General features: G+C 64.7%; 21 protein-coding genes. 9 read left to right on the top strand and 12 right to left on the bottom strand.

Annotated elements, in window-relative coordinates; genetic code table 11:
- Window positions 1–24: 24 nt before the first annotated feature.
- From ACZY1F_RS12250 to ACZY1F_RS12230, 5 genes are all read right to left on the bottom strand, one after another.
- Window positions 25–429 carry a DUF1304 domain-containing protein gene (locus tag ACZY1F_RS12250; protein WP_463941948.1) on the bottom strand — a complete coding sequence of 135 codons (405 nt, stop codon included), beginning with the start codon at window positions 427–429 and terminating at the stop codon, window positions 25–27.
- Between the two features lie 45 nt (window positions 430–474).
- The gene (locus ACZY1F_RS12245) at window positions 475–1338 is read right to left on the bottom strand and encodes a class II fructose-bisphosphate aldolase (protein WP_463941947.1); all 864 of its coding nucleotides are present in this window, start codon (window positions 1336–1338) and stop codon (window positions 475–477) included.
- The gene (locus ACZY1F_RS12240) at window positions 1338–2804 is read right to left on the bottom strand and encodes a GntP family transporter (protein WP_463941946.1); all 1467 of its coding nucleotides are present in this window, start codon (window positions 2802–2804) and stop codon (window positions 1338–1340) included. The genes ACZY1F_RS12245 and ACZY1F_RS12240 overlap by 1 nt, the downstream gene beginning before the upstream one ends.
- A gap of 163 nt (window positions 2805–2967) precedes the next feature.
- The gene (locus ACZY1F_RS12235; RefSeq protein ID WP_463941945.1) at window positions 2968–3867 is read right to left on the bottom strand and encodes an NAD(P)-dependent oxidoreductase; all 900 of its coding nucleotides are present in this window, start codon (window positions 3865–3867) and stop codon (window positions 2968–2970) included.
- Window positions 3868–3894: 27 nt separating this feature from the next.
- Window positions 3895–5442, bottom strand: a complete 1548-nt coding sequence (locus ACZY1F_RS12230) for a four-carbon acid sugar kinase family protein (protein ID WP_463941944.1) — start codon at window positions 5440–5442, stop codon at window positions 3895–3897.
- A 146-nt stretch (window positions 5443–5588) separates the two neighbouring features.
- On the opposite strand from ACZY1F_RS12230, the gene ACZY1F_RS12225 reads away from it, so the two are divergent.
- Both ACZY1F_RS12225 and ACZY1F_RS12220 read left to right on the top strand, forming a co-directional pair.
- Window positions 5589–6293: a FadR/GntR family transcriptional regulator gene (locus tag ACZY1F_RS12225; protein WP_463941943.1), complete on the top strand. Its 705-nt coding sequence runs from the start codon at window positions 5589–5591 to the stop codon at window positions 6291–6293.
- 104 nt (window positions 6294–6397) lie between these two features.
- Entirely contained in the window at window positions 6398–6607 is a 210-nt protein-coding gene (locus tag ACZY1F_RS12220) for a dodecin (RefSeq protein ID WP_463941942.1), read from the top strand.
- Window positions 6608–6667: 60 nt separating this feature from the next.
- On the opposite strand, the gene ACZY1F_RS12215 is transcribed toward ACZY1F_RS12220, so the two are convergent.
- A complete protein-coding gene (locus tag ACZY1F_RS12215) occupies window positions 6668–6895 on the bottom strand; it encodes a hypothetical protein (protein WP_463941941.1) in 228 nt (75 codons plus the stop codon).
- A gap of 144 nt (window positions 6896–7039) precedes the next feature.
- A complete protein-coding gene (locus ACZY1F_RS12210; RefSeq protein ID WP_463941940.1) occupies window positions 7040–7951 on the bottom strand; it encodes a helix-turn-helix domain-containing protein in 912 nt (303 codons plus the stop codon).
- Window positions 7952–8149: 198 nt separating this feature from the next.
- On the opposite strand from ACZY1F_RS12210, the gene ACZY1F_RS12205 reads away from it, so the two are divergent.
- The 3 genes from ACZY1F_RS12205 (at window position 8150) to ACZY1F_RS12195 (ending at window position 11047) form a co-directional block, all read left to right on the top strand.
- Window positions 8150–8971: an aldo/keto reductase gene (locus ACZY1F_RS12205; RefSeq protein ID WP_463941939.1), complete on the top strand. Its 822-nt coding sequence runs from the start codon at window positions 8150–8152 to the stop codon at window positions 8969–8971.
- A gap of 64 nt (window positions 8972–9035) precedes the next feature.
- Window positions 9036–10007, top strand: a complete 972-nt coding sequence (locus ACZY1F_RS12200; RefSeq protein ID WP_463941938.1) for an aldo/keto reductase — start codon at window positions 9036–9038, stop codon at window positions 10005–10007.
- Window positions 10004–11047: an SDR family oxidoreductase gene (locus ACZY1F_RS12195; RefSeq protein WP_463941937.1), complete on the top strand. Its 1044-nt coding sequence runs from the start codon at window positions 10004–10006 to the stop codon at window positions 11045–11047. The genes ACZY1F_RS12200 and ACZY1F_RS12195 overlap by 4 nt, the downstream gene beginning before the upstream one ends.
- Window positions 11048–11060: 13 nt before the next feature.
- Here the strand turns inward: ACZY1F_RS12195 and ACZY1F_RS12190 are convergent, their stop codons facing one another.
- On the bottom strand, window positions 11061–11441 hold the full coding sequence (locus tag ACZY1F_RS12190; RefSeq protein ID WP_463941936.1) for a nuclear transport factor 2 family protein: 381 nt from the start codon (window positions 11439–11441) through the stop codon (window positions 11061–11063).
- Between the two features lie 320 nt (window positions 11442–11761).
- Here ACZY1F_RS12190 and ACZY1F_RS12185 point away from each other — a divergent pair, with 320 nt between their 5' ends.
- The 4 genes from ACZY1F_RS12185 to ACZY1F_RS12170 all read left to right on the top strand — a co-directional run bounded on the left by ACZY1F_RS12185 (window position 11762) and on the right by ACZY1F_RS12170 (window position 16110).
- Window positions 11762–14317 carry a rhamnogalacturonan lyase gene (locus ACZY1F_RS12185; RefSeq protein ID WP_463941935.1) on the top strand — a complete coding sequence of 852 codons (2556 nt, stop codon included), beginning with the start codon at window positions 11762–11764 and terminating at the stop codon, window positions 14315–14317.
- A gap of 28 nt (window positions 14318–14345) precedes the next feature.
- Entirely contained in the window at window positions 14346–15179 is an 834-nt protein-coding gene (locus ACZY1F_RS12180; RefSeq protein WP_463941934.1) for an aldo/keto reductase, read from the top strand.
- Between the two features lie 133 nt (window positions 15180–15312).
- Complete coding sequence (locus tag ACZY1F_RS12175; RefSeq protein ID WP_463941933.1) at window positions 15313–15579, top strand: GlsB/YeaQ/YmgE family stress response membrane protein; 267 nt, start codon at window positions 15313–15315, stop codon at window positions 15577–15579.
- Between the two features lie 111 nt (window positions 15580–15690).
- Entirely contained in the window at window positions 15691–16110 is a 420-nt protein-coding gene (locus tag ACZY1F_RS12170) for a hypothetical protein (protein ID WP_463941932.1), read from the top strand.
- Between the two features lie 149 nt (window positions 16111–16259).
- Here the strand turns inward: ACZY1F_RS12170 and ACZY1F_RS12165 are convergent, their stop codons facing one another.
- The 4 genes from ACZY1F_RS12165 to mmsA form a co-directional block, all read right to left on the bottom strand.
- Window positions 16260–16838 (bottom strand): DM13 domain-containing protein, encoded by a 579-nt coding sequence (locus ACZY1F_RS12165; protein WP_463941931.1) that lies wholly within the window; start codon window positions 16836–16838, stop codon window positions 16260–16262.
- Window positions 16839–17071: 233 nt separating this feature from the next.
- Window positions 17072–17281 carry a hypothetical protein gene (locus ACZY1F_RS12160; protein WP_463941930.1) on the bottom strand — a complete coding sequence of 70 codons (210 nt, stop codon included), beginning with the start codon at window positions 17279–17281 and terminating at the stop codon, window positions 17072–17074.
- A 36-nt stretch (window positions 17282–17317) separates the two neighbouring features.
- Window positions 17318–18628 carry a multiple monosaccharide ABC transporter permease gene (mmsB, locus tag ACZY1F_RS12155; protein WP_463941929.1) on the bottom strand — a complete coding sequence of 437 codons (1311 nt, stop codon included), beginning with the start codon at window positions 18626–18628 and terminating at the stop codon, window positions 17318–17320.
- Window positions 18629–18632: 4 nt separating this feature from the next.
- Window positions 18633–20162, bottom strand: coding sequence for a multiple monosaccharide ABC transporter ATP-binding protein (gene mmsA, locus ACZY1F_RS12150; RefSeq protein WP_463941928.1), 1530 nt, complete (start codon window positions 20160–20162; stop codon window positions 18633–18635).
- Window positions 20163–20256: the final 94 nt, after the last annotated feature.

The raw sequence follows: 20256 nt of genomic DNA, 5'->3' as shown, positions 1-20256 counted from the left end.
AGCCGTGGTCGGTTCCGAAGTCAGTCAGCCAACAACGGCCAGCAACCCAAGCACGACGGCGAGCAACGGCGTCGCCCCCTGCGTCGCCGCGGCGCGGAGGTACTTCTTCCCACTGAGTGCCAGCACCGCAGCGGCGAGCAGCATGGAGCCGCAGCAGCTGAAGATCAGCGTCCAGCCGACCACGTGCTGCGCTGACCCGTCTGGGCCAAGCGCCACGCAGCCCACTCCGATGAACGCGCCGATTGCCAGGAACAGGTTGTAGAAGCCCTGGTTGTAGGCGAGGGGTTTGGTGGTCTCGGCGTCGGCCTGGGAGGCGAGGCCGAAGCGTTTCCAGGTGGCCGGTGTGGTCCACGTGAGGGATTCCATGGTGAAGATGTACACGTGGAGCGCGGCGGCGAGGAAGGCAAAAAGCAGGGAGGCCAGGATCATGTGCTGATCCTAGCCTCCCTTCCGGACATCAGCCCGGCACCACCCTCAGCGGGTGAGCATCCCCAACGCCGACGTGGCGAATTCACTGGCCGAGGTGTTCCAGTGGCCCAGCAGGCCCTGGAGGTTCTCGCCGTCGGCCCGGTGTGCCGGAAGCTGTTCCTGGAGCGTGGACAGCACGCCCGTGCGGAGCTCGGTATTGAAATTCACCTTGCCCACGTTCATCGCGGCGGCCTTGACCAGCTCCCCCGCCGGGATGCCGGACGCGCCGTGAAGCACCAGCGGGATGTGCGTCCGCACGGCAATGTCCTGCAGGACGTCCCAGCGCAGCTGCGGCTCGCCCTGGTACTTGCCGTGGACGTTGCCCACCGCCACAGCCAGCAGTTCCGCGCCGGTCCGCGCCACAAAGTCCCTTACCTGGGCGGAATCGGTCAGGCCGGCCACGGCCACACCGGCTTCATCCGCACCAAAGGCACGGTCCTCGTCGCCGGCCAGGCCGCCGAGTTCCGCTTCAAGCACGACTTCGGCGTTGCCTTGCGCTTCCAGCACCGTGCGGGCTTGGCGCACCAGCGCTATGTTGTCCTCATACGGCAGGGAGGAGCCGTCCGCGAGGACCGAATCCGCCCCCGCGGCGACGGCGTCGGCCATCACTTCCACGTCGGTGGCATGGTCCAACTGGACGGCCACGGGAACGGATGCGGCGTCTGCCAGGCCGCGGAGTGCGGCGATCAGCCGCAGCCCGTTGGGCGTGGCGGCCGTTTTGGGGGCCACCAGCAGGATGACCCCTTGGCCGGCGTCCTCGGCCGCGCCCACCACAGCAAGCGCGGTGGTGAAGTCGTAGCAGGTGAAGGCGGGAACGGCGGAGCCCTGCTGCAGGGCGGAAATGACCAGGTGGTCGAGTCGGGTGCGCATCAGACGCTCAGGCCTCCCACCAGGATCCAGCCCACGTAGGTCAGGACGAAGCCGGCCAAGCCCAAGATGGTGGTGAGGACGGTCCAGGTCTTGAGGCCATCCGAGACGGTGAGGCCGTAGTAGCGCACCACGGTCCAGAAACCGGCGTCGGTCACGTGGGACAGCCCGAGCGCACCGAAGCCGATGGCAATAACGATCACGGCGATCTGGGCGGGCGAGTAACCGCCTTCCATCACGGCGGAGGTCAGCAGGCCGGTGGTGGTCACGATGGCCACCGTGGCTGATCCCTGGGCTGCACGCAGTGCCAGGGAGATGACGAAGCCGAGCACAATAACCGGCAGGCCCAGGTGGTCCAGCGTCTGGGACAGTGCGGCGCCGATGCCGGAGGTCCGCAGGACCTCACCGAACACGCCGCCGGCCGCGACAACCATCAGGATGGACGCGATGGGAGGCAGTGCGCCTTCGAAGATTTCGCCGGTTTCCTTCAAGGACCAGTTGCGGCGGACCGCCAGCAGGAAGAAGGACAGTGCCACGGCCACCAGCAGGGCGAAGAACGGGTTGCCGATGAACGCCGCCAGACCGTACCAGGAGTTGTCCTTGGGAATGGTGAGCGTGCCCAGGGTACCGATCAGGATCTGCACGATCGGGGCGGCGATGAGGAAGATGATCAATGCCGGACGCGGCGGGGCGATGCCTACGGCGCCGGGGCCTTCGTGGCCAACCTTGACCAGGGAGTCGGAACCGAATTCGTCCACCTGGGCCTTGACGCCGGGGAGGAGCTCGTATTCCTTGCGGTTCATGATGCTGGCAACCCAGTAGGACAGGAAACCGAGCGGGATGCAGATAAGCAGCGAGATCAGCGTGATGAGCCCGATGTCGGCGCCGAACACGCCGGCGCCGGCCACAATGCCCGGGTGGGGCGGCACGGCGACGTGGATGGAGAGCATAATGCCGGCCATGGGCAGCCCGAACTTGACCGGGTGCACGTTGGCGATCTTCGCAAAAGCGTAGACGATCGGGACGAGCACAATGATGCCCACCTCGAAGAACACGGGGATGGCCACCAGGAAGCCGACGGCGGTGAGCGCCACCGCGACGCGCTTGGCGCCAAGCTTCTCGGTGAAGTGCGCGGCCAGCGACTGGACGCCACCGGAAACCTCGATCATCCGGCCAAGGACGGCGCCCAGTGCGATCAGCAGGGCCACCTTGCCCATGGTTCCGCCCACACCGTTGGCCACGACGGTGAAGACGTCCTTCAACGGGATCTGCGAGGCCACGGCCACGGCGATGCTCACGGTCAGCAGGGCCACAAAGGCCTGGATCTTGAAGCGGATGATCATCACCAGCAGGACGGCGATGCCGATCGCCGCGATGGTGAGGAGCAGCGGAGTGCCAAGTTCTACTGCCGGTTTGATGGCGGGGGCGTCGGCCGCCCGCACTATCAGGGGGTTCATCAGGTGATTCATGACGGTGTCTCCTTTGACGAGCCAGTCTTCCAGAAGACGGGCAATCAGGCGCTAACTATTTCTGTCGGGGAACGCTGGAAGATACGACGACGGCGGAGGGGGGCACCGCCGTCGTCGTACGTTTTTAGGTGGTGCTTTAGCGGGGGTGCTTGAGCCGTGGTGCTTAGACGGTGCGCTTGGTGGGCGCAACAACCTTGATGACGGCGGAGTCATCGGCGGCGGCGAGGCCCTGGGCCTGGCCCAGGAGGTACAGCTGCTCGGCGGCGGCGGCAACGGGGGCCGCAAGTCCGGCGGCGCGGGTGGCCTTGCCCACGATGCCCATGTCCTTGACGAAGATGTCCAGGCGGGACAGGACCTCGGCGCCTTCCTCGGTGTAGGCCTCAAGGATCCGGGGGCCGCGGTTGGAGAGCATAAACGAACCCGCGGCACCCGCTTCCAGGGCTTTGAGGGTCTTCTCCTGGTCCAGGCCGAGGGCGTCGGCCAGCGCCAGGGCCTCGGCGGCGGCGGCGATGTGGATGCCGCAGAGGAGCTGGTTGACGGTCTTGAGGGCCTGGCCGTCGCCGGGCTTGTCGCCCACCACAGTGAGTGTCGAGGCGAGCAGTTCGAGGGCCGGACGGGCCTTCTCCTGGGCTTCCGGGGAAGCGCCCACCACGATCAGCAGGTCGCCTTCGCCGGCGCGCTTGGGGCCACCGGACAACGGCGCGTCCACCAGCTCAACACCGTATTCGGCGAGTTTGGCGACCGTGGCGGGGATCGCTTCGGTGCCCACGGTGCTGCCGAGGATGACAACGGCGCCCGGCTCGAGCACGGAGGCCACGCCGCCCTCGCCGAAGAGGACGTCGTTGAGCTGCTCGCCGTTCCGGACAGCCAGGAGCAGGGCGTCGGCGCCCTTGGAGGCTTCCCGGGCGGAGGCGAAGGTGCGGATGCCCGCTTCTTCGGCGAGCTTCAGCCGCGGCTCGGCGATGTCGAAGCCGTGGACGGTGAGTTCGCTGGCCAGGCGCGTGGCCATGGGCAGGCCCATGGCGCCGAGGCCCAGGACGGTGATGGTGTAGTTGCTGGTCATGGTGTTCTCCTTTGAATACTGGCGGGGTCAGAAAGTGGTGCTGAGTTTGCGGGTGACGGCGGCGAGGGACTGGTCGTCGCCCACGTTGCCGGCGAACACGATGTACGGGATGCCCTTGGCGGGGCCGTCCACCGGCTCCCAGAGGGAGACGATGCCCGGCAGCATGGGGCCGCGGACAATGGCGTGGCGGATCTCCAGGCCGTGGGCGGCGACGTCGGAGGATGTGATGCCGCCCTTGGCGATGACAAACCGTGGCGGGAAGGTCTTGAGCGTACGGTTCACCACGGCGACGACGGCGGCGGACGCAGTGCGCGCGATCCGCAGGCTTTCAGCGGGGTTGTCAGTCTTGATCAGCAGGCGGCTGGTGTGGACGATGACGTCTCCCCCATGGAGCGCCTCCACGACGGTGTCGACGGTCTGGTCCAGGTAGGCGTCCGCGGCTGCTTCGGTTTCGGCGGCAAGGACCTTCTCGACGTCGATCTCCACAATCCGTGCGGCGCTGTGCTGTTCCGTGAGGGCCTTGAGCTGGCGGGTGGTGACGCCCACGTGGGAGCCCACCACGATCAGGCCGCCTGCCTCGGACGGGGTGTTGCCGGCATAGGCTTCAGCGCCGGTAAGCTCGGCGCGGATTTCCTGGCCGATCCTGGCGCGGACGAACGGCGGTCCCACGCGGTAGAGGAGCTTCTTGCCGCGGCGTTCGGCTTCCTCCAGGCCCAGGGACAGGGCGCGCAGGTCATTCTCGGTGACGATGTCAACGACGATCGGCGTGGAGTTGGTGGCGGGTTCGATCGCGTCGGCGATGGCCTTGGCGGTGATCTGCGGATCGCCGTCGGTACCGTCGCTGGAGGCTCCCGCGCGGATGATGTTCAGGTCAAGGACAATCACGGATTCCGCGGCGAACCGGCCCTGCGATTTCTCCTCCACGTACTTGGTCAGGTCAGAGTTTGCGAAGCCGAAACTTGCATCCTTGGCGAATTCGGTCTCAGCCACGGGGGTGAGCTTGCCGGCATCGTCCCCGGTGCCGCGCATGTAGTGCACGCCGCCGATGGTCACGCGGCCGGCGTCGGGGAACGCCGGCACCAGCACAACGCCGTCGGTGGCTTCTCCGCTGACGTCAGCAACGGTGGCGGCGATGACGTCGGGCTCCAGCGGGTAGTGGCCGCGGAGGGTGGAGTCGCTGCGGCTGACGAACGCCAGCCGGAGGCTCGAACCGTCACTGTTCGAACCGGCACTGCTGGAACCGGCACTGGCATCTGCGGACCCGGCGGCGGACAGGGCGTTGCGGACCACTTCCTCGTTGCGGGCTGCGGCTTCAGCGGGGTCCAGGCTGCGGGTGTTGGTCAGCACGTAGACGGCGGGCTTCGCCTGGCCAAAGGCCCAGATGAAGTCCTCCACTTCCCAGCGGGTGAGCACGGGCAGATCCGCAACGGACTGCGTACCGGTGGGGTCGTCGTCGAGCACTACGAGCATCCGGGGGTGCTCCGCGCTGGACGCGGCGACGGCGTCCGCAACAAGGCGGGCTGGAATCCGGGCTTCGGCCGGGAAGGCGGCCAGGATGTCTGCTTCAAGCGTCACAGTGCACTCCGTTGTGTGGAAATCTCTAAGTATTGAGGTAACTGTAAGATGTCTGACATCTAACATTTGAAAATAGTGTGGCACAGGACATAGAAACGCGCAAGTAGACTTGTCAGACATATCTGGCGACGCCGCAAGGGGGACATATGGCACGGAAATCACTGGTGGGCGTTGTTGCCGACGAACTTCTGGACCGGATCATTGCCGGCGACTTTCCACCCGGATCCAGCGTGCCCGGAGAGCTTGAGCTCAGCGCCAAACACGAGGTGAGCCGGATGACCGTGCGCGAGGCCATGAAAACCCTCGAAGCGCAGCGGATCCTCAGCGTGGAACGCGGCCGCGGCACGTTCGTAAACCCGCTGAACCGATGGGCTTCGCTGGAAGCAGTCCTGCGCGCAGCGTCGGAGGGCCAGAACGAAGCCGCCGCCTCCGTGCAGCTCATCGAACTGCGCCGGATGCTGGAAACCGGGGCGTGCGAACTCGCGGCGGCACGGATCAGCGACGCCGACGTACTGGCGCTTTTCAGCCATGTGGCGGCGATGCGGGCCGCCCATGAGGTCAATGACCTGGCCGCGTTTGTGGAAGCTGACCTGGCATTCCATGACCTGATCCTGCGCGCTTCGGAGAACGTTTTTGTGGCGGTCCTTTTCGCGCCGCTGCACCGGGTGCTGGAAAAGCGCCGGGCCGAAACGTCGGCGGTGCCAACCATCCAGGAGCACGCCATCGGGCATCACCAGAACATTGCCGAGGCGCTGGAATCACGGGATCCGAGCCGGTCGCGGGAAGCCATGGACCTGCACATGCAACAGACCCTGGATGACCTCAAGAACCTGGTGCTCGAGGCACCCTAGCGGCCGCCGCCCCGAGGTACTGGGTCTGGCCACGCCTGAGAAGTGCCACTAGTGTTCAAGAACGGCCCGCAACCGGGAATCGAAGGCGATCACGAGGAGCGAAGTTGTCCAACCACACGTACAGCATTACTGAAATTGTCGGTACCTCCGAAGAAGGCGTGGACGCGGCAGTCCGCAACGGGATCGCTGAGGCCTCCAAGACGCTGCGCAACCTTGACTGGTTCGAGGTCAAGGAAATCCGCGGTCACCTCAAAGACGGCAAAGTTGCCGACTGGCAGGTGCGGGTCAAGCTCGGTTTCCGCCACGAAGGCTGACCTTTCCAGGTCTGAACAGTGATGGCCGCGTCCTTTGGACGCGGCCATCACTTTTTGGCTTCAGTTGGACGAGGCAACGCCTGCGGTGCGCCGTCGCCAGACGGTGGGTGCGCCGTCGAACACCGGAAAAACGTGGCCCTCGAAAAACGAAAGGACCGTGTGGGGGTCGGATTCCGGGCTCCAGAGGCCGGAAGCCGGGCAATGTGAACCGGTGGCGGCCTGGGTATTTCTGGCCGCATGGCTGGCGGCAGTGGCCTGGCGTTCGTTGAGCAGGGCGATGCGTTTCATCGTTGAGACCATCCTTGGGTGTGAAAAGTTCGTCCCTCCAGCCTAGGAAAAACCCGCAGACGGCCCCATGGACTGCTGGCTAGAATCAGCGTTGTCAGCTGGGCAGACGCACAGCCCGCCGGTGGCGCACGGACGGCAGAGCGGTCAGCTTTCGGCGGTGGCCGGAGGGAGTGCGCCCAAGTCCATAGTTGTGCCCGGACGGGCCGCTGCGGAGCCGGTCTCGGCATTGAGGCCAAGGCTCAGCAGCGCCAAGGCGTCCGACGACGGCGAGCCCGGTTTTGCGGAATATACCCTCAGCGTCTGGTCCGGATCGTCCGGAAGGACCAGGTTTTCAAAGTTCAGTTCCAGGTCGCCGACGGCGGGATGATGGAGCCGTACGCTGCCGGCGGACCGCGTGGCCACCCGGTGCCCTGCCCACCATTGCCGGAAATGCTCGCTGTGGACGGCGAGTTCGCCGACCAACTGATTGGCCTCCGGGTCGTTGGGGTGCCGGCCGACATCCACGCGGAGGGCGCCGGCCGCGTCCGCGGCAACGGTTTTCCAGTCGCGGAAGAGGTCCCGGGCACCGGGATCCAGGACCAGCCACCGGGTGAGGTTGCGTTCGTGCGCCGGCAGGTCCCGAAAATCCGTGAATAACAGGTAAGCCATCCGGTTCCCCGCCAGCACGTCGGTCCGCCGGCCCAGCACCATGGCCGGGATGTCCCCCACCGCCTCCAGGAGCTGCCGCAGCGCCGGCCGCGCTGCCTGCGCCGGTCCTGGTAAGCGTGGACTGGCGGCGCAGTTTTCCAGGAGGTCAAGCATGTGCGCGTGTTGGCCCGTGTCCAGTCGGAGGGCGCGGGACACGGAGTCGAGCACAGAGCGCGACGGGTGGATGTTCCGCCCCTGCTCCAGGCGGATGTAGTAATCCGTGCTGACACCTGCAAGCCTGGCCACCTCCTCACGCCGGAGGCCAGGAACCCGGCGCGCACCGGAGGTGGCTTCGGCCCCCGCGTCTTCCGGACTCAGCCGGGACCGCATGGCCTTCAGGAATTTTCCGAACTCGGCACTCTGACCCATGCCCCTATTCTGCACGCCCCGGCAGCCACGCTCTACAACTAAGGTAGGACTGCCAGTCCTAGGAAAAACAGGGACATGGTCAAGGACTGACTATCGGCGCGAAAGTACATAGGCTCATACCGGAGCAATTCCCGAAAGCGGTTTCTGGCCGGCCACCCCGCGTCAGGAACCACCCTTCAGCACTACGAGGAGTCCCCCATGTCAGAAATCTCGCTGAATAACGGCGTCACCATCCCCCAGCTCGGCTTCGGCGTTTTCCAGGTCCCGCCGGAAGACACCCAGCGGGTCGTTGAAGATGCCCTCACAGCCGGCTACCGCCACATCGACACCGCCGCCGGCTACCGCAACGAAGCAGGTGTGGGAGCTGCCATCGCCGCCTCAGGCATTCCGCGCGAGGAAATCTTCGTGACCACCAAGCTCCGCAACGGCGACCAGGGCCGGGCCCGGGACGCATTCCAGGACACCCGCGAGGCGCTGGGTCTCGACTTCGTGGACCTCTATCTCATCCACTGGCCGGTTCCGTCACAGGGGCTCTACGTCCAGGCATGGAAGGAATTGGAGGCGCTGTATACGGCCAAGGAGATCCGTGCCATCGGCGTCTCGAACTTCCTCTCCGACCACCTGGACACCCTGCTCGAATCCACGGACGTAGTACCCGCCGTAAACCAGATCGAGCTGCACCCCAGCTATCAGCAGGCCGAACTTGCCGCCAAGAGCCGCTCCCTCGGGATTGCCGTGGAGGCCTACAGCCCGCTGGGCCAGGGTGGCGACCTCAACGGAAACGCTGTCACCGCTGTCGCGCAGGCTCACAACGCCACCACCGCGCAGGTGGTCCTTGCCTGGCACCTGGCCGCCGGCACCATCGTCATCCCCAAGTCGGTCAACCCGTCCCGGATCCGCGAAAACTTCGCTGCCGCGTCCCTGACACTGACCGACGACGAACTCGCTTCCATCACCGCCCTCGAGCGGGGCGCGCGCATCGGTTCCGATCCCGCCGTCGCCGCTTTCACACAGCTGTAGCCGCCGCTGACCGAGCTCCCGGCACAGTTCCCCATAGGTCCACCCACCAACGAAGGATTCCCCCATGCAGTACACACACCTGGGCCGCTCCGGCCTGAAAGTTTCCCGCCTGTGCCTGGGCACCATGAACTTCGGCCCGCACACCGACGAAGCGGACGCACACAACATCATGGATTCCGCGCTGGACGCCGGCATCAACTTCTTCGACACAGCCAACGTCTATGGCGGCAGCGGGCACCGGGGCTGGACCGAGGACATCATCGGCCGGTGGTTCGCGAAGGGCGGCGAGCGCCGCGAACGGACCGTCCTGGCCACCAAGCTGTATGGCACCATGACCGAGCGCCCCAACGAGTCCAAGCTGTCCGCGCTGAACATCCGGCGCGCCCTGGACGCCAGCCTGAAGCGCCTCCAGACGGACTACATCGACATTTACCAGTTCCACCACATTGACCGGGACACACCCTGGGACGAGATCTGGCAGGCCATCGAAGTGGCCGTCCAGCAGGGCAAGATCCTTTATTCCGGCAGCAGCAACTTCGCGGGCTGGCACATTGCCCAGGCACAGGAAGCCGCCCGCCGCCGCAACTACACCGGACTGGTCAGCGAGCAGTCCATCTACAACCTGTTCCGCCGCGAGGTGGAGCTGGAGGTCATCCCCGCGGCACAGCAGTACGGCCTGGGCCTGATCCCGTGGTCCCCGCTCCAGGGCGGGCTGCTGGGCGGCGTCCTGAAGAAGGAACGCGCGGGCGTCCGGCGCACTGAAGGACGCGCCGCGGAAACACTCAAGCAGCACCGGGACCAGATCCAGCAGTTCGAGGATCTTGCGGACGGGCTGGGGCACGAACCCGGCGACATCGCGCTTGCCTGGCTGCTGCACCAGCCCGCTGTCACCGCACCGATCGTGGGGCCTCGCACGCAGGAACAGCTCGACGCCGGCATCCGGGCGTTGGAGGTCACGCTCGACGCCGATGCCCTCAAGCGGCTCGACGACATCTTCCCGGGGCACCGGCCGGCGCCGGAAGACTACGCGTGGTGACCCTGTTGGATCCCGCCGCCTTGGATCCCGCGGCCGACACCGTGGCACCACGGAGCGTCCTCTTCCTGGGCGGCACCGGGGTGATCAGCGCCGCAGCGGTGGAACGCGCCGTCGTACTGGGACACCGGGTGGCCATCCTCAACCGCGGCCAATCAGGCAAGCCGGTACCGGATGGCGTAGAGGTCCTGCACGCGGATGTGCGTGACGCATCCGCTGTGCGGGATGTGCTGAACGGACGGGAGTTCGACGCCGTCGCGGACTTTATTGCCTTCACCCCGGACCAGGCGCGGGCCAGCATGGAGCTGTTCCGCGGCCGGACCGGACAGTACGTGTTTATCAGTTCAGCGTCGGCGTACCAGAAGCCGCCCACCCGGTTGCCCATCCTGGAGTCCACTCCCCTGAAGAACCCGTTCTGGCAGTATTCGCGGGACAAGATCGCGTGCGAGGACCTTTTGTTCGAGGCGTACCGCTCGGAGGACTTTCCGCTGACGGTGGTGCGGCCGTCCCACACCTACGACCGCACCAAGATCGCCATGGTGGGCGGCTGGACGGACGTGCACCGGATGCGGGCAGGACTGCCGGTGATGGTGGACGGCGACGGGACCTCGCTGTGGACCCTCACCCACAGCCGCGACTTCGCCAAAGCCTTTGTGGGGCTGTTGGGCCGGCCGCAGGCCGTCGGCGAGAGCTACACCATCACCTCGGACGAATACCTGCCGTGGAACCAGATCTACCGGCTGTTCGCCCGGGCGGCCGGCGTTCCCGAGCCTGAGCTGGTTCACGTGGCTTCGGAAACCATCGCCGCGCACAGCGCCGAGCTGGGGGCCAACCTCTTGGGCGACCGCTCCCACTCGGTCATTTTCGACAACACCAAGATCAAATCCCTGGTCCCTGGCTACACCGCCACCATTCCGTTCGCGGACGGAGCCCGGGAGATCGTGGACTGGTATGACGCCCACCCTGCACTGCAGGCAGTTGACCAAGCGTTTATGGATCTGAGTGATCGGCTGGTCAGGTGGGCGCGAAGGGCGGCTGACTGACGGCGCGGCGGCACTAGGTCTTTTCTACCCACTGGGCCCGCCATTCGGGTGCCTCGAAGGCTTCGCTCCAGTAGGCCGTCTCCTTGGCAATCCGGCCGTCCCGGAATTCGAAGATGAATACCGTTTCGTACTGCGGCCCGTTGTAGTCCAGCAAGGCCTCGGCCACCACCAGGTTGCCGCCGCTCAGCATCCGGCGGGGCGTGATGGTGGGCAACTGCGGGAAGGCGTTGTAGATTCCACGCCGGTTTTCCGCGCCGCGCACAAGCTCCCCGGATTGCGGCCAATGCATCACCGCGTCGTCGTGAAACAGCTCGTCCATGATCTCTATGCGACGGCTGTTGATGCACTCGATCAGCCGGTTGACTACGTTCTCATTAGCGTTTGCTTCAACCACGATGTTGACCTGATTCCTCGACGATGGTGGGGACGGCTAACCCTTGCATTGTGCTCCTGAAATCCGGCATTCACCACGGTCACCAGCCACTCCCCCCGGCAGGCCTGTGCGGTCCTGCCCAGATGCTCCGGGAAAGAGGAAGCCGCGCCGGCCTGACCGGGGAGACCCGAAGCCACCCGGCCATGCCGAGCCGGGCACTCCATTTACAACGTTCTAAATACTCGGGATTCCCGCCGGGCGCAAGGGTTGATTTGTGGTGCACACCCCCACTAAGTTACTGGGGAAGCGTTTTCCCAATCCAAAATTGAAAGGATTCACCGATGAATCCGAGCAGGATATCCGTGCGCCGTTTTTCGGTGGCCACCGCTGCGGGCCTCGCCCTGACGGTGGGGTGCCTTACCACCCCGGCAGCCGCCGTCGAGCCTTCCGCGAAGCCCGCCTCCGCGGGAGTCCAGCTGGACTACCTGGACCGCGGGCTGGTCGCTGCCGGCACTTCGGAGGGCGTCTTCCTGAGCTGGCGCCTCCTGGGCCACGAGGCAACCGGCTCCTCCGCCACCGGCCTCACCGGCACCGACTTCAACGTGTACCGCGACGGACAGAAGCTGGCAACGGTCACGGACAGCACTAACTACCTTGACGCCGGCGGAACCGCGCGGTCGGCATATGACGTGCGTGCCGTCGTCGGCGGTGTTGAACTGGACCGGAGCGCAACTGCCACCTCGTGGGGCGGCAACTTCAAGGACATCCCGCTGAAGAAGCCGGCCGACGGCGTGACGCCCGCTGGTCAGGCGTACACCTACTCGGCCAACGATGCTTCGGTGGGCGACGTCGACGGCGATGGCCAGTACGAGTTTGTGGTCAAGTGGGATCCGAACAACTCCAAGGACGTCTCCCAGGTTGGTTACACGGGCAACACCTATGTGGACACGTACAAGGCCGATGGCACACTGCTGCACCGGATCGACCTGGGCGTCAACATCCGGTCCGGCGCCCACTACACCCAGATGCTGGTCAACGATTTCGACGGCGACGGACGCTCCGAAATGATGTTCAAGACAGCCCCGGGCACCAAGACCACCTCGTACAACCCGGACGGCTCTGTGGCCGCGGAGTCCTTCATCACGCTGCTGCAGAAAGACCTCGACGCGGGTTACGCCAACTCCGACGATTACCGGATGAGCGCCCCCGACTACTACCAGCACATGGTGGACACGTTCATGGGCTGGAGCGACCACCCCGAGGTGAAGGCAGGCCACTGGCCCGCCACCCTGGAAGAAGCGTTCGGCACGGATCCGAAGTACCAGTACCCGCTGTCCCGGACAGATGCCGAAGCGGTGACGGACTACTTCATGGACGTCTACGCGCCGGCCCGGAGTGCCCGGAACGCCCTGCGGGCTTTTGAGGGCTTCATCGTTTCCGGCCCCGAATACCTCACGGTGTTTGAGGGCGCCACGGGCAAGGAACTGAAGACGGTGGCGTATGAGCCCGGCAGGCACGACGACGGCCTGATGTGGGGCGATTACGCCATGGCCCGGATCGAGCCCGGCAACCGCGTGGACAGGTTCCTGGCCGGCGTCGCATATTTGGACGGCAAGAAACCGGCCGCTGTTTTCGCCCGCGGCTACTACACCCGCAGCACCCTGGCGGCCTACACCTGGGACGGCTCCAACCTCAGCCCGGTGTGGAACGTGGACTCGGGCTGGACGCCCATGACGAACCCCTTCAACGACAGCCCGCACGGCCGCGACGGCACGGACCCCGAGTTCGGCACGCTCACTACGCAGGGTGTCCATTCGCTCAGCGCCTCGGACGTGGACGGTGATGGCAAGCAGGAAATTGTGTACGGATCGGCCACCATCGACCACGACGGGTCGCTGTTGTACAGCTCGTTCGACACCATGCCGGCCGGCAGCGCCACCCCGGGAGAGGAAGCCCGGCTGGGTCACGGCGACGCCATGCACGTCACGGACATCGATCCGGCCCGCCCGGGCAAGGAGATCTTTACCGTGCACGAGGGCGGCACCTACGCCCCCTACGGCTACGCCATGCGCGACGCCGCCACCGGCGAGGTGCTGTTTGGCGCCTACTCCGGGAAAGACACCGGCCGCGGCATGATCGGCGACGTGGATCCGGCCGTCCCCGGCATCGAGAACTGGGCCATCGGCATGCAGTCAGCTGACGGCGACAAGCTTTCCGCGGCCGCTCCCGGCACCAACATGAGCATCAAGTGGGCTGCCGACATGACAACCCAGATCATCAACGGCTCCGGCGACCAGACCCCCACCATTGACGACTGGAAGCGCGGCAGGCTGCTCACCGCCACGGATACCCGGACCAACAACGGCACCAAAGGCACGCCGAGCCTGGTGGCAGACGTGGTGGGTGACTGGCGAGAGGAGATGCTGGTCCGGACGGCCGACAGTTCAGCGCTCCGCATGTACATGAGCACCGAAGTGACCAACCACAAGCTCTACACACTCATGCACGACCCGCAGTACCGGGCGGAGGTTGCCCGGCAGAACACCACCTACAACCAGCCGTCCTACACGGACTTCTACTTCGCCTCGGACATGCACTTTGGTGACGTGCCGCTGCGGGCGGCCTGGCTCCCGGGCAGCGTGAAGGCCCTCCAACAAACTTTGGCGGACCTGGTTGAGTCCGGCGATGTAGCGGGCCCGGTCGCGAAGCAGTTGGCAGCAAGTGTGCAGCAGGCGGCAAAGGCAGTGGACGACGGCGATGCCTCCCACGCGGCGCAGGCCCTCCAGCGCTTCGTGGCGTTCCTGAACCAGCAAAAGAAGCCCGATCAGGTATCCGGCGTGGCACGGACAGTCCTCGAGCACCAGGCCGGAAATATTCTCCGGGCATTCGAAGGCTAGGACGGTGAAACCACGGCAGACTGTTGAAATGACTCTCTCACCGCTCATCATGCTCAACGACGGCTACAGCATCCCGCAGCTGGGGCTCGGCACCTGGCCGCTGGACGACGACCAGGTGGCTGCCGCCGTCGTACATGCCCTGGAAGCCGGGTACCGGCACATCGATACGGCAGTGAAATACGGCAATGAGGAAGGCGTTGGAAACGGCATCCGCGCAGGCGGGGTGGACCGAAGCGAAATCTTCGTCACCACCAAGCTGGATGGCCAGTTCCAAGGCGGGGACCGTGCGGTGGCCGGCCTGGAGGGGTCGCTGACGCGCATGGGGCTGGACTATGTTGACCTGCTGCTGATCCACTGGCCGCTCCCTGCGCGTGGGGATTTCGTCTCGACGTGGAAAACGTTCGAGCGGCTGCAGGCGGACGGCAAAGTCAGGTCCATCGGCGTCTCCAACTTCAAGCCGGCACACCTGGAACGGCTGCTGGCCGAAACTGACGTTGTGCCTGCCGTAAACCAGATCCAGCTGAGCCCGGCGATTACCCGCGAGGCGGAACGGGAGTTCAATGCCGGGCACGGAATCGTCACCGAATCGTACAGCCCGCTGGGCGGGTCGGGGGCCAGCCTGTTGGGCGCTCCCCTACTTGCGCAGCTGGGCGAAAAGTACGACAAAACGCCCGCTCAGCTGGTGCTCCGCTGGCATATTGAGAAGGGACTTGTAGTCATTCCAAAATCGGGAAATCCCGAGCGGATGCAGGAGAACCTGGACATCTTCGATTTCTCCCTGGACCGGCAGGATCTCGCGGAACTTGCCATCCTTGACGAGGGGCCCGGCGCCGGCAACGATTCGGACGCAACAGGACACTGAGTGGGGCCCGAACGGGCGTTCGGCGGGGATTCGGAGTGGCGAAAATAAAGTAAGCATGATTAGTATTAGGGCAGAGGGATGAAGCGTGCCCGGGATCCGGGCACCTCCCTGATGTAGGAAGAAGGAACGAAAAATGGGTTTCTTTGCATTTTTGATACTTGGCCTTATTGCCGGCGCGATCGCTAAGGCGATCCTTCCGGGCAAGCAGGGTGGCGGCTGGATCATCACCCTCATCCTGGGCGTCGTTGGTGCGTTCCTCGGCGGCTGGATTGGCGGAATGATTTTCGGTACCGGCCTGCAGGAGTTCTTCTCGCTGCAGACCTGGCTGCTGGCAATCGCCGGCTCGATCATCGTGCTGCTGGTTTACGGCATGGTCACGAAGCGCAGCGTCCGCAGCTAGCGTCGTCACCGGCATGAAAACCGGCCCTGGGAAACCATCCCGGGGCCGGTTTTCTTTCCCCCGGCCAAGTGGATCGGGGACCGACACCTTCTCAACGAGCAGGAGTTCACTATGAAATCAAAACTTCTTTTGGGTATTGGAATCGCGGCTGGCTACGTCCTGGGATCACGGTCCGGCCGGGCAGCCTACGACAAGCTCAAGGCCAGGGCGGCGAGCATCTGGGACAGCAAGCCGGTCCAGGATAAAGTCAGTGCCGCCACGGAGGCCATCAAGGAGAAGGCTCCCGACGTGGCGGACCAGCTGGGTGAGGCCGCACGCCGGGCGGGCACAGTCATCAGCTCCGCCGTCCACCACGACTCCACGGCGGGTAACAGCGCGACGAGAAACAGCAAGTCCAAAACGGTGAACCTGGGGACATCGGACGTTGATTCGGACCCCGCCCTTAATGACACCCAGGGCCAGGACTGGTCCGGCGAAGGCGGCGCCACTGCTGCCGGCGCAGCCACGAACGTTGACCCCCGGCGGGGGTGATCCGGGATCGTTGCCGGGACGTTACGCGGGATTCGCCGCGTGACACGAAAGTTGCGTTGAAATTGTGCTAAAAATGGTCGGTGCTGGCCGCCGCGCTCCTTGGGGGACGCGGCGGCCAGCAACGTCTCAGGCCATGGCCACCTACTGGCTCAGCTGAGCAGTGCGGCAGCACCGAACGACACGCTGAACTGAACGCACCAGAGGTCAACTGACGGGTACTTCGACACATCAACGTCGGCCGGAATCCGGTAAACCTGGTTGCCCTGGTTTCCCTTGATCGGGCCGAGGTCATAGTGATCAGCGGAGCCGGCGGTGAACCACCCGGCCGTCCCTTCCACTACCGGCGCTGCGCTTAACCAGACGTGAACATCCGGACCATTGGACGTGTCCAGGTTTTCGAGCGTCAGGAGCCTAACGCCGTCGGGCTGCTGGACCATCCGGACAGTTCCGGTGGTGGTGTGTTCGTGGCTGATCAAAGTACCCACAGCTAGCTGCACCGGACCCTCAGGCGTGGGTGCCGGCGTCGGACTCGGTGCATGGGGTGTAGGCGGGGCCGGTTGTGCTTGCGCGGGACCGCTGGCCACGATGGGGAGCTGTTCATCCACGTTCACGTCCACAAAGAGGAGCCAGGGCTTGAACAGCACAAGCCCAATCACCAGTCCCACCGCCGCAACGGCCGCCGCGATGATCCAGGTCCGGCGCCGGTTTGGAGTTTGCGTTCCGCTCATGGACTTTCCCTCATGGACTCATCGTCCGCGTATCGGCTGACCGGCGCAACGGACCAGCCGCAACCGAAGGAGCATAAAAACGGATGTATCAACAGGAATCGGAGAGGTCCTGTCAGATGACCTGTTTCGCTTCACCGGTGCGGACTACGCTCCCCAGGGCGCAGTTCCACCCACCCGGCTGCCAATGAGCTGATGCCACTCGTTGGTGGCTTCGTCGACGATTCCGGCAGCCTTCAGCAAACCAGTTCGCGGGTCATCCCGAAGGGAACCCGGTCTGACAGTGTTGCGGTGTAGCGGCCAGGGGCGACCCGGGTCACCAGGATGCCGTGCGTGCCTGTCAGGAGGGCGACTTCCTGAAGGCGTCGGACGGCCGCATCCAGCTCTTCGTCCAGAAGGTGCCGGCTGGCGACATCTATTTCTATGCGGTCCATGGGGGTAGACATATCGGTTCCTTGTTAATTGTTGCGGTAGGTTTTTGGTCACTCAGGCTTGACTGCGGAAACGGGGACCGGGCGGTCCTTGGTTTGGTCCTTCGTCCCCGCGGGTGCCTGGGATTCCGACGTGGCCGGCGGGGAAGTCCTGAGCTTGAACCGCTTCCCGATGGTGGTGCCGCCGCCGCCGCTGCGGTTCTTGTTGAAGATGTCGAAGCCTACGGCCAGCAGGAGGACCAAGCCCTTGATGAGCTGCTGGTAGTCGGTGCCGAGACCCAGGATGGACATGCCGTTGTTCAGCACGCCCATGATCAGGCCGCCGATCATGGCTCCGGCCACGGTGCCGATGCCGCCCTGGACCGCGGCGCCGCCGATGAATGCCGCGGCGATGGAGTCCAGTTCGAAGCCGGTGCCGCCGGCGGGCTGTGCCGAGTTGAGCCTTGCGGTGAACACCAGGCCTGCCAGTGCTGCCAGGACGCCCATGTTGACGAAGAGCCGGAAGGTGACAGCTTTGGTTTTAACGCCGGAGAGCTCAGCGGCGTGCAGGTTGCCGCCAATCGCGTAGGTGTGGCGGCCAAAGACGCTGTTGTTCATGAGCGCCGTGTACACGATCACCAGGATGGCCAGCACGATCAGGACGATCGGCGTGCCACGGTAACTCGCGAGAAGGAACGTGATGATCAGCATGAGCAGGGCCACGAACGTGGTCTTGGTGGCGAACCAGGCCATGGGTTCGTTTTCGAGGTCGAACTTCTTGCGGATCCGGCGTTCCTTGAGCGCCTGGATGAGCAGTGCAACAGTGGCTCCCACGCCCAGGATGACAGTCAGCCATTCCAGCACCGATGTTCCCCCGGAGATGTCCGGGAGGAAGCCGCCGCCCAGTGCGCGGAGTTCGGAGGGGAACGGGGTGATCTGCTGGTTCTTCAGCGTGATCAGGGTCAGGCCGCGGAAGATCAGCATGCCGGCGAGCGTGACGATGAACGCCGGGATGCCGACGTAGGCGATCCAGTATCCCTGCCACGCCCCCACGAGCCCTCCCACCAGGAGGCAGGCGGGGATGGCCAGCCACCAGGCCCAGCCCCAATGGACCATCATGACGCCGGCAACGGCGCCGATGAAGCCGGCGATCGAGCCCACCGAGAGGTCGATGTGGCCAGCGATGATGACCATGACCATGCCGATGGCGAGGATAAGGATGTAGCTGTTCTGGACCACCAGGTTGGTGACGTTCTGCGGCTCCAGGAGGATGCCGTTGGTCAGTACCTGGAACAGCAGGACGATCAGGATCAGGGCAACGAAGATGCCAACCTGCCGGAGGCGGCTTGTCAGGAAGCCGAGGGATTCTCGTAGGGCGGACATGGTCCTATTCCTTCTCTTGGGTCATGTAGTGCATGAGGGTTTCCTGGGATGCTTCGGCGATGGGCACTTCGCCGGTGATGTGGCCGGCGGACAGGGTGTAGATCCTGTCGCAGATGCCGAGGAGTTCGGGCAGTTCCGAGGAGATGACGATGACAGCTTTTCCCTCCGCCGCGAGCTTGGCGATAATGGTGTAGATCTCGAATTTTGCGCCGACGTCGATCCCGCGGGTGGGTTCATCGAGAATCAGCACGTCCGGGTCCGAGAACATCCATTTGCTCAGCACCACTTTCTGCTGGTTGCCGCCGGAGAGTTTGCCGGTGATGGCAGCAACTGAGGGCGCCTTGATGTTCATGCTCTTGCGGTAGCCGTTGGCCACCACTGTTTCGCGGTTTTTGTCCACCCAGCCGCCCTTGACGAGCTTGCGGAGCGCGGCCATGGAGATGTTCCGCTGGATATCCTCGATAAGGTTCAGGCCGTAGTGCTTCCGGTCTTCGGTGGCATAAGCGATCCCGTGCCCGATCGCCTGGGACACCGTGGAGGTGTTGATTTCCTTGCCGTACTTGTACACCTTTCCGGACATCGCCGTTCCGTAAGTACGTCCGAAAACGCTCATGGCCAGCTCGGTCCGGCCGGCTCCCATCAGGCCCGCGAGGCCCACCACTTCGCCCTTACGGACGTTGAGGCTAGCGTTGTGCACCACCATGCGTGTGTGGTCCTGCGGATGCCTGACTGACCAGTCCTCGATCCGCAGGACTTCCTCCCCGATTTTCGGGTCCCGGTCCGGGTAGAGGCTTTCCAGGTCCCGGCCCACCATGCCGCGGATGATCCGTTCCTGCGTGATCTGGCCTTCGTCGAGCCGAAGTGTCTCGATGGTTTTGCCGTCGCGGATGATGGTGACGGCGTCTGCTACCTTGCGGATTTCGTTGAGCTTGTGGCTGATGATGATGCTGGTGATGCCCTGGCCCTTCAGATGCAGTATCAGGTCCAGGAGGTGGCCGGAGTCCTCGTCGTTGAGCGCCGCTGTGGGCTCGTCCAGGATGAGGAGCTTGACTTCCTTCGACAGCGCTTTGGCGATCTCCACCAACTGCTGCTTGCCCACGCTGATGTGCTGGACCGGTGTGATGGGGTTTTCGCTCAGGCCTACCCGGGCCAGCAGTTTGGAGGCCTCCAGGTTGGTCTTTCGCCAGTCCACCCAGCCGTTTTTGGCCTGCTCGTTTCCGAGGTAGATGTTTTCGGCGATCGAGAGGTAGGGGCTCAGGGCGAGCTCCTGGTGGATGATGACGATGCCGCGTTTCTCGCTGTCGTTGATGCTGGCGAAGTTGCAGGGCTCGTTTTCGAAAAGGATGTCCCCGTCGAAGGAGTTGTGCGGGTAGACCCCGGACAGGACTTTCATCAGGGTGGACTTGCCAGCCCCGTTCTCGCCACAGATGGCGTGGACCTCGCCACGGTTCACGTCCAGGGTGACATCCTGCAGGGCTTTCACGCCCGGAAAGGTTTTGGTGATTCCTCGCATTTGAAGAATGGGTGTGTTCATCGTCAATTCCCACTGACTGGTTGGAAAACTGGACCGGCCTGCGGCTGCAGGGCCTACGGGAAGGGGTTGCGGCCAGGCCGTGCGGCCGGCCGCA

It is taken from the genome of Pseudarthrobacter xylosi, assembly GCF_055412765.1.
The sequence above is the reverse complement of the archived record's forward strand: the minus strand, read 5'-3'. Positions and strand labels throughout refer to the sequence as shown.